General features: G+C 69.3%; 9 protein-coding genes. 8 read left to right on the top strand and 1 reads right to left on the bottom strand.

Translation table 11 applies throughout. The annotated features are described in order from the left end of the window. The 8 genes from AC1D1G_RS39240 to AC1D1G_RS39205 all read left to right on the top strand — a co-directional run. Nucleotides 1-1,255 (top strand): DNA polymerase Y family protein (locus tag AC1D1G_RS39240; protein WP_477956290.1); only part of this gene is annotated, 1,255 nt, incomplete at its 5' end. Continuing rightward, nucleotides 1,248-1,850 (top strand): dihydrofolate reductase family protein, encoded by a 603-nt coding sequence (locus tag AC1D1G_RS39235; protein ID WP_477956289.1) that lies wholly within the window; start codon nucleotides 1,248-1,250, stop codon nucleotides 1,848-1,850. The genes AC1D1G_RS39240 and AC1D1G_RS39235, both read left to right, overlap by 8 nt. A gap of 144 nt (nucleotides 1,851-1,994) precedes the next feature. After that, the gene (locus tag AC1D1G_RS39230; protein WP_283333015.1) at nucleotides 1,995-2,378 is read left to right on the top strand and encodes a VOC family protein; all 384 of its coding nucleotides are present in this window, start codon (nucleotides 1,995-1,997) and stop codon (nucleotides 2,376-2,378) included. A gap of 28 nt (nucleotides 2,379-2,406) precedes the next feature. Beyond that, a complete protein-coding gene (locus AC1D1G_RS39225) occupies nucleotides 2,407-3,192 on the top strand; it encodes an alpha/beta fold hydrolase (protein WP_283333016.1) in 786 nt (261 codons plus the stop codon). Between the two features lie 151 nt (nucleotides 3,193-3,343). After that, on the top strand, nucleotides 3,344-4,318 hold the full coding sequence (locus AC1D1G_RS39220; RefSeq protein ID WP_105420556.1) for a R2-like ligand-binding oxidase: 975 nt from the start codon (nucleotides 3,344-3,346) through the stop codon (nucleotides 4,316-4,318). Between the two features lie 36 nt (nucleotides 4,319-4,354). Further along, entirely contained in the window at nucleotides 4,355-4,867 is a 513-nt protein-coding gene (locus AC1D1G_RS39215; RefSeq protein WP_477956288.1) for a hypothetical protein, read from the top strand. A 10-nt stretch (nucleotides 4,868-4,877) separates the two neighbouring features. Next, nucleotides 4,878-5,456 carry a YdeI/OmpD-associated family protein gene (locus tag AC1D1G_RS39210; RefSeq protein ID WP_477956287.1) on the top strand — a complete coding sequence of 193 codons (579 nt, stop codon included), beginning with the start codon at nucleotides 4,878-4,880 and terminating at the stop codon, nucleotides 5,454-5,456. 29 nt (nucleotides 5,457-5,485) lie between these two features. Continuing rightward, nucleotides 5,486-6,364: a sucrase ferredoxin gene (locus AC1D1G_RS39205; RefSeq protein ID WP_477956286.1), complete on the top strand. Its 879-nt coding sequence runs from the start codon at nucleotides 5,486-5,488 to the stop codon at nucleotides 6,362-6,364. A 5-nt stretch (nucleotides 6,365-6,369) separates the two neighbouring features. Here AC1D1G_RS39205 and AC1D1G_RS39200 read toward each other — a convergent pair. Further along, nucleotides 6,370-7,005, bottom strand: a 636-nt coding sequence (locus AC1D1G_RS39200) for an SDR family NAD(P)-dependent oxidoreductase (protein WP_477956285.1), incomplete at its 5' end; no start/stop codon positions are given.

Raw genomic sequence — 7,005 nt, 5'->3', positions numbered from 1 at the left:
GGTGGTGCTGTCCGCTCGCGGTGTCGCCCGGTACTTCGGTTCGGAGGAAGCCGCCGCGGAACGGTTGGTGGACCAGGTGTCGGCGGTGGGGGTGGAGTGCCAGGTCGGTATCGCCGATCAGCTGTCCACGGCCGTGATCGCCGCGCGCAGAGCAACTCTCGTGCCACCCGGTGAGGGGGCGGACTTCCTGGCGCCGCTCCCGATGCGGGAACTGGCCGCCGAGCCGAGCCTCGCGGCACCCCACCGCGGTGAGCTGGTCGATCTGCTGCACCGGCTCGGGTTGCGCACGATCGGCAGTTTCGCCGCGCTGTCGGCGGGCGATGTGGCGTCACGGTTCGGAACCGATGCGGTGCTGGCGCACCGGGCCGCGCGGAGTGAGCCGGAGCGTCCCCCGTCGGGGCGGTCGCTGCCTCCCGACCTGGAGGTCGAGGAACGGTGCGATCCCGTCATCGAACGGGTCGATGCCGCCGCCTTCGCGGGTCGTGCGCTGGCGGAGAAGCTTCATCGCACACTGTCGGACGCCGCGGTGGCCTGCACCCGGCTGTCGATCTCGGCGAGCACCGGCAACGGTGAGCAACTGTCCCGGATCTGGAGATGTGCGGAGCCGTTGACGCCGGAGGCGACGGCGGACCGGGTGCGGTGGCAGCTGGACGGGTGGCTGACCGGGCGCAGCGAGAAGCGGCCCACCGCCGGTATCGCCGTCCTGCGGCTCGAACCGGTGGAAGTGGTGGCCGCCGGCGCCCTGCAGCTGGGGCTGTGGGGTGGGGTCGGCGACCAGGACGAGCGGGCCCGGCGGGCTCTGGTGCGCGTGCAGGGACTGCTCGGCGGGGAAGCCGTGCAGGTGGGGGTCCTCAGCGGTGGGCGGGGCCCGGCGGAGCGCATCACGTTGCTGCCGTTGGGTGACGAGCTGATCCCGCGCAACGATCCGTCGGAGCCGTGGCCGGGCACGTTGCCGGAACCGGCGCCTGCCGCGGTGCTGACCGCGTATCCGGAGGTGTGGATGTCGGACGAGCGGGGTATGGCTGTGACGGTCACGGAACGGGGGGTGTTCAGCGCGCCTCCCGCGCGGTTGCGGTGGGGGAGCCGAGAGTGGGCGGTGTGTGGATGGGCCGGACCGTGGCCGGTGGACGAGCGGTGGTGGGACCCTCCGGCCGCCCGGACGGCGGCCCGGGCCCAGGTGCTGCTGGAAGAGTCGCGGGCGCTGCTGGTGATCTGCACGGCAGGCCGCTGGTCGGTGGAGGGAATCTATGAGTGACACGGAGCGGGACACACCGCACCGCAGGGTCGTCGTCCAGGAATTGACGAGCCTCGACGGGTTCGTCGCCGGGCGGTCCGGCGAGCTGGACTTCTTCGATGCGGTGCCGGATTACGGTGCGGTGGACCGGTACAACCTCCGTCTGCTCGCCGACACGGACCTCGCCCTGCTCGGGCGCAAGACGTATCAGATGTTCTCGGACTACTGGCCCACCGAACAGGCGCAGGGTGAGGTCGTGGCCGAGATCGTCAACTCGATCCCGAAACTCGTGTTCTCCTCGACGCTGGACAGTGCCCCGTGGGGGGATCGGGAGCCGGCGCAGCTGTGGCCGGGCGACGCCGTCGAACGGGTGCAGCAACTCCGGCAGGAGCCCGGTGGCGACATGATCGTCTGGGGGAGCATCACCCTCGCACGGGCACTGCTCGCCGCCGATCGGGTCGACGAAATCCAGTTGCACGTGGTGCCGATCCTGCTGGGGCACGGCCGCAGGCTCCTCGACGAGGACACCGGGATGCATGCGCTGACGTTGCTGGAGTCGAAGGGGTACGACTCCGGGGTCGTCACGTTGCGTTATCGGGTGGGGCGGGCGGCGTAACCCGCCCGGCGACCTGCCTTGCGAACCGACCGTTCGAAATGCTTTGCTGTGCAGAGGGTCGCGTGCCGGTGGCGGACAGCGTCAGGCATGGAGGCCGGCCACGGCCGCATCGTCGGGTCGTGGCATACCTCGAAAGGGTCGACTGTGACCATTTCTTTCAACCACACTATCGTCGCCGCCAAGAACAAGCAGGAGTCGGCGTCCTTCTTCACCACGTTGTTCGGATTGCCGGACGCCGTGCCTGCCGGCCACTTCCTGGCGGTCGCCCTCGACAACGGGGTGTCCCTCGACTTCGCGGAACCGCCGGTCGAATTCCCGCCGCAGCACTATGCGTTCCTCGTCGGCGAGGACGACTTCGACCGGATCTACGGTCTGATCGTCGAGTGGGGGCTCGAGCACTGGGCGGATCCGCGGCAGACGCTGCCGGGCACCATCAACACCAACGACGGCGGGCGGGGCGTCTACTTCCTCGACCCGTCCGGTCACTATCTGGAGATCATCACCCGCCCGTACGGGTCGGGCGGGTAGTCCGCGGCGGTCGCTAGTCTGGATTCTCGTGGAGACGAGCAGGACTACCCCGACGCGCGCCGGTATCGAGATCGCCTACCGGGACAGTGGCGAGTCCTCGGTGCCGGGGTCGTCGGGCGTCCATCCCGTGCCGGTGGTTCTGGTGCACGGGATGGGCGGTGACGGCGGCACCTGGGACCGCTTTGCCCGCGCACTCGTCGCCCGCGGGCGCCGCGTCCTCGTCGTGGATCTGCGGGGGCACGGTCGCAGTGCCCGCGCCGGGTCGTATCTGTTCGAGGAGTTCGGTGCCGACGTGGTGGAGGTGTGCGACAACCTCGGGCTGACGCGGGTGGATCTCGTCGGGCATTCGCTCGGTGGTCATGCCGCGTCGCTCGCGGCCCAGGCCCGACCCGGGCTGGTTCGCCGGCTGGTGATCGAGGAGGCACCGCTCCCGTTGCGTCCCGGTGACCCGGAACAGGTTTTCGCGAATCGGCTGCCGTCGCTGCCGGAACTGTGGCACGCGACGACGAGCCTGATCCGGCATCCGCGGGCCGCGTTCGCGTTCGACCGGTCGATGACGGGCTCGGCGCTCGAGCAGTTCCGCCGCCCGGATCCGTTGTGGTGGGACAGATTGCCGGACATCGAGGCCGACACGCTGATCCTGCGGGGCGGTCCGGGCGGAATGGTGGATCCGCGCAGACTCGAGTCCGCGGTGGCGGCGATACCGAACTGCCGGGTGGTGGTGTTCCGTAGCGGGCACAGCATTCACCGCGACCGTTACGACGACTTCGCGGCGGCGGTGCTGCCGTTCTTGATGAAGCTCGAGACGAGCTGACAAAAAGTCCGAAAATGTAAACCGCGACGGCTTCGACAGGACTAGCGTGGGAACCGAAGCGGGGGCTCGGAACGGGCCGGTTGTCAGACGAGCGCCCCGAAGCTGCGGGGCGTCCGACGGCGTCTTCCGCACGTCCGGAAGAAGGTCAACGATGTCGACACTCACGCCTGGACGCCCCTTTGCGCCCGGCAGGCAAGGGTTCAGCTCGCTCCGCGCCGGGGGCCTCAACTGGGACGCGTTCCCGTTGCGGCTGTTCACGAAGGGCAACGCCAAGTTCTGGAATCCCACGGACCTCGACTTCAGCCGGGACGCGGAGGACTGGGAGGGGCTGAACTCGGAGCAGCAGCGCAACTCCACGTATCTGGTCGCACAGTTCATCGCCGGTGAGGAAGCGGTCACCGAGGACATCCAGCCGTTCATGAAGGCGATGGCCGCCGAGGGGCGCTTCGGGGACGAGATGTATCTGACGCAGTTCTGTTTCGAGGAGGCCAAGCACACCCAGGTGTTCCGGCTGTGGATGGACGCGGTGGGCCTGACACGCGACCTGCATCCCTTCGTCGCCGAGAACCCGTACTACCGGCAGTTGTTCTACGAGGAGCTGCCGGGATCGCTGAAGGTGCTCGAGACCGATCCCAGTCCGGCCAATCAGGTGCGGGCCAGCGTCACCTACAACCACGTCATCGAGGGCAGTCTCGCGCTCACCGGGTACTACGCCTGGCAGAAGGTGTGCACGACGCGCGGGATCCTGCCGGGCATGCAGGAGCTCGTCCGCAGGATCGGCGACGACGAACGACGCCACATGGCGTGGGGAACGTTCACCTGTCGCCGGCACGTCGCCGCCGACGACAGCAACTGGGGTGTCGTCCAGGAGCGGATGGCGGAGCTGATGCCGATGGCACTGGGCATGATCGACTGGGTCAACAAGCAATTCGAGGTCCAGCCGTACGGGCTCGACGACCAGGAGTTCATCGCGTACGCCGCGGACCGGGCGCAGCGCCGGCTGGGGGCGATCGAGTCGGCGCGGGGACGCCCGGTCGAGGAGATCGATCTGGACTATTCACCCGAGGCCCTCGAGGAGAAGTTCGGCGAGGAGGACGCCAAGGCGATGTCCGAGGCCGCCGGCTGAGGCACGCGCCGCGGTGACAGATGGCAGGATCGGCTCATGGCGCTCACCGCACTCGACCGCAGACTCCTCGGCTGGTCTGCAGCATTCGTGATCTCGCAGGCGAACATCGTCCGGCTACTCGGCCCGGTGGCACCCCGGCTCGCCGACATCCAGACCGCCCGGTCCGCCCGGTCCTACACGGCGATCCTCGACGCAATGTCCGCTGCAGACAGGGCGCGCTACCGCAGCCACTACTACCCGGACTTCGTCCATCCCCTGATCTACGCGGTCGCGTTGCGCACGGGCGCACGACGTCTGGCGGAGCTGACACCACTCTCGGCGAGAACGCAGAAAGTGCTGGCGGCGGCCCCGGTGATCTCCGCGGCAGGCGACTACGCCGAGAACGTCGTCGGGCTGTATCTGCTGTCGCATCGCGAGCACATCACCGACGCGACCGTGCGCACCACCAGTGCGGTCAGCGTCACCAAATGGGTGCTGGCGCTCGGGACGCTCGGATATCTGTCCCAGGGATTCGTCCGGGTCTGGGCGGGACAGCTGTTCTCCCGCTAGATTCGGGCACATGTGTGCTGCCGAGCTCAGCGTCGAGTACTTCTCCGGACCGGCCGAGTTCCGGGAATGGCTCGGCGCTCATCACGACTCCTCACCGGGCATCTGGCTGAAGATGGCCAAGAAGGGGTCGGCGCATTCGTCGATCAACTACGACCAGGCTCTCCAGGTCGCGCTGTGCTACGGCTGGATCGACAGCCAGGTCCGCCGCGTCGACGACGACTTCTTCGTGCAGCGGTTCACCCCGCGCTCGTCGCGAAGTCCGTGGTCGAAGCGGAACCGGGAGTTCGCGGAGAAACTCGCCGAGGCAGGTCTCCTCGAGCCTGCGGGCGCGGCGGAGGTGGAGCGGGCCAGGGCGGACGGTCGCTGGGACCGCGCGTACGCGGGACAGAAGGCGGCGGAGATACCGCAGGACTTCCTGGACGCCCTCGCGCAGAATCCCGAGGCCGAGGCCTTCTACACGACACTCGACAGCCACAACCGGTACGCCGTCTACTTCCGCCTGCAGGACGCCACGCGCCCGGAGACGCGTGCGCGCCGCATCGAGAAGTTCGTCCAGCAGTTGTCGGAGCGCAGGAAGTTCCATGACTGACCGATTTTCCCGACTGACACAATGGCATCGTGCCTGACACGATCACCGCCACCTGCTCTGCTCTGTCCGCGACCGACGAACCCCTCGCGGGCACCGCTGCGCATGTCACGGGCTGGGTGTGCCTGGAGTTCCCCGGCGCGTGGGGCCGGGACGTACTCGACGGCACCGCGCTCGGACCGGACCTGGCCCGTGAGCTGGACGCCCGCGCCGACGCGGCCGGGGTGCGGGTCATGTTCATCCGCCGGCCGGGCCGCAGCACCGCGGCCCCGGATCGGCGGACGGTGCTGCTGGCGCAGTCGCATCCCGCGCGGTCGTGGTGCGAGCGGCTCGAGATCGGCTTCCCGGAAGACCTGCTCGACCTGGACCTCGGGCTGATCGCGGGGACCGCACCCGGTCTGGGCACACCGGTGACGGACCCGGTCGTGCTGGTGTGCGCGCACGGGAAGAGGGATCAGTGCTGCGCCGTCCTCGGACGGCCGGTCGCGGCCGGCCTGGCCGCGGAGTTCGGCGACGCGGTGTGGGAGTGCTCGCACACGGGTGGGCACCGGTTCGCGCCTTCGCTGATCCTGCTGCCGACGGGGTACACCTACGGCCGGTTGTCGACGCAGGAGAGTGTCGACGCGGTCCGCGCCGCCGCCCGGGGCGAGGTGTACCCGACCGGGCTGCGCGGCCGCAGCTGCTGGGACGCACCGGGGCAGGTGGCGGAACTCGCCGTCCGCGATCTCGTGGACGTGGCCGCGGACGAGCTCACGGTGGACGCGRACTCGGTTGTCGCGCATCGCGACGGGCGCCGCTGGGTGGTCGACCTGGAGGAGTGGGAGCTGCCGCCCCGGCCGGCGAGTTGCGGGGCGGCGCCGAAGCCGGTGCGACCCGTCGTCGCCACCGGAGTCCGCGCCCTCGCCCCCTGACTCGGTCACCAGTGGGTGCCGGGCACCAGCCTTCCGACCTTCCGGGCGGCGCGGCCGAGGACCGACGACGGGTGGTGCCTAGGTTCCGGCGTGTGCTGAGGTGCCGGCGCCGCGTCGTCCGTGCTCTGCCCCTTCGCCGCCGGGGAATCGGGGAACATGCGATACATCTGGTGCATCACGCGATCCTTGACGGCGGGTGCGAAGACGTGGCCGAGTTCCCCGAGCGTGCCGGTCGGGACGTCGATGCGCTTGGGGCGTTCGATCAGCGCCCGGACGACCATTGCCGCCGCCTTCTCCGGGGAGGTGATCGGTCCGATGTTGTACCGGCCGGTGGGTGCGATCATCGGCGTCTCGACCAGTGGCATGTGGATGGTGGTGAACGTGATTCCGTCCGAGAGGGTTTCGGACGCCGCGACGTCGGTGAAGCCGTCGAGGGCCGACTTGCTGGCGACGTAGGCGGCGAACCGCGGCGTCGCGCCCTGGACTCCGGCGCTGCTGATGTTGACGATGTGCCCGAACCGCCGCTCGCGCATCTGCGGGAGGAAGGCGAGGACGAGCCGGACCGCGCCGAAGTAGTTGACGGCCATGGTCCGCTCGAAATCGTGGAGCCGGTCCGTGGAGTGGTAGAGGCCCCGCCGGAT

It is taken from the genome of Rhodococcus sp. P3_B8, from assembly GCF_056402775.1.
The sequence above is the reverse complement of the archived record's forward strand: the minus strand, read 5'-3'. Positions and strand labels throughout refer to the sequence as shown.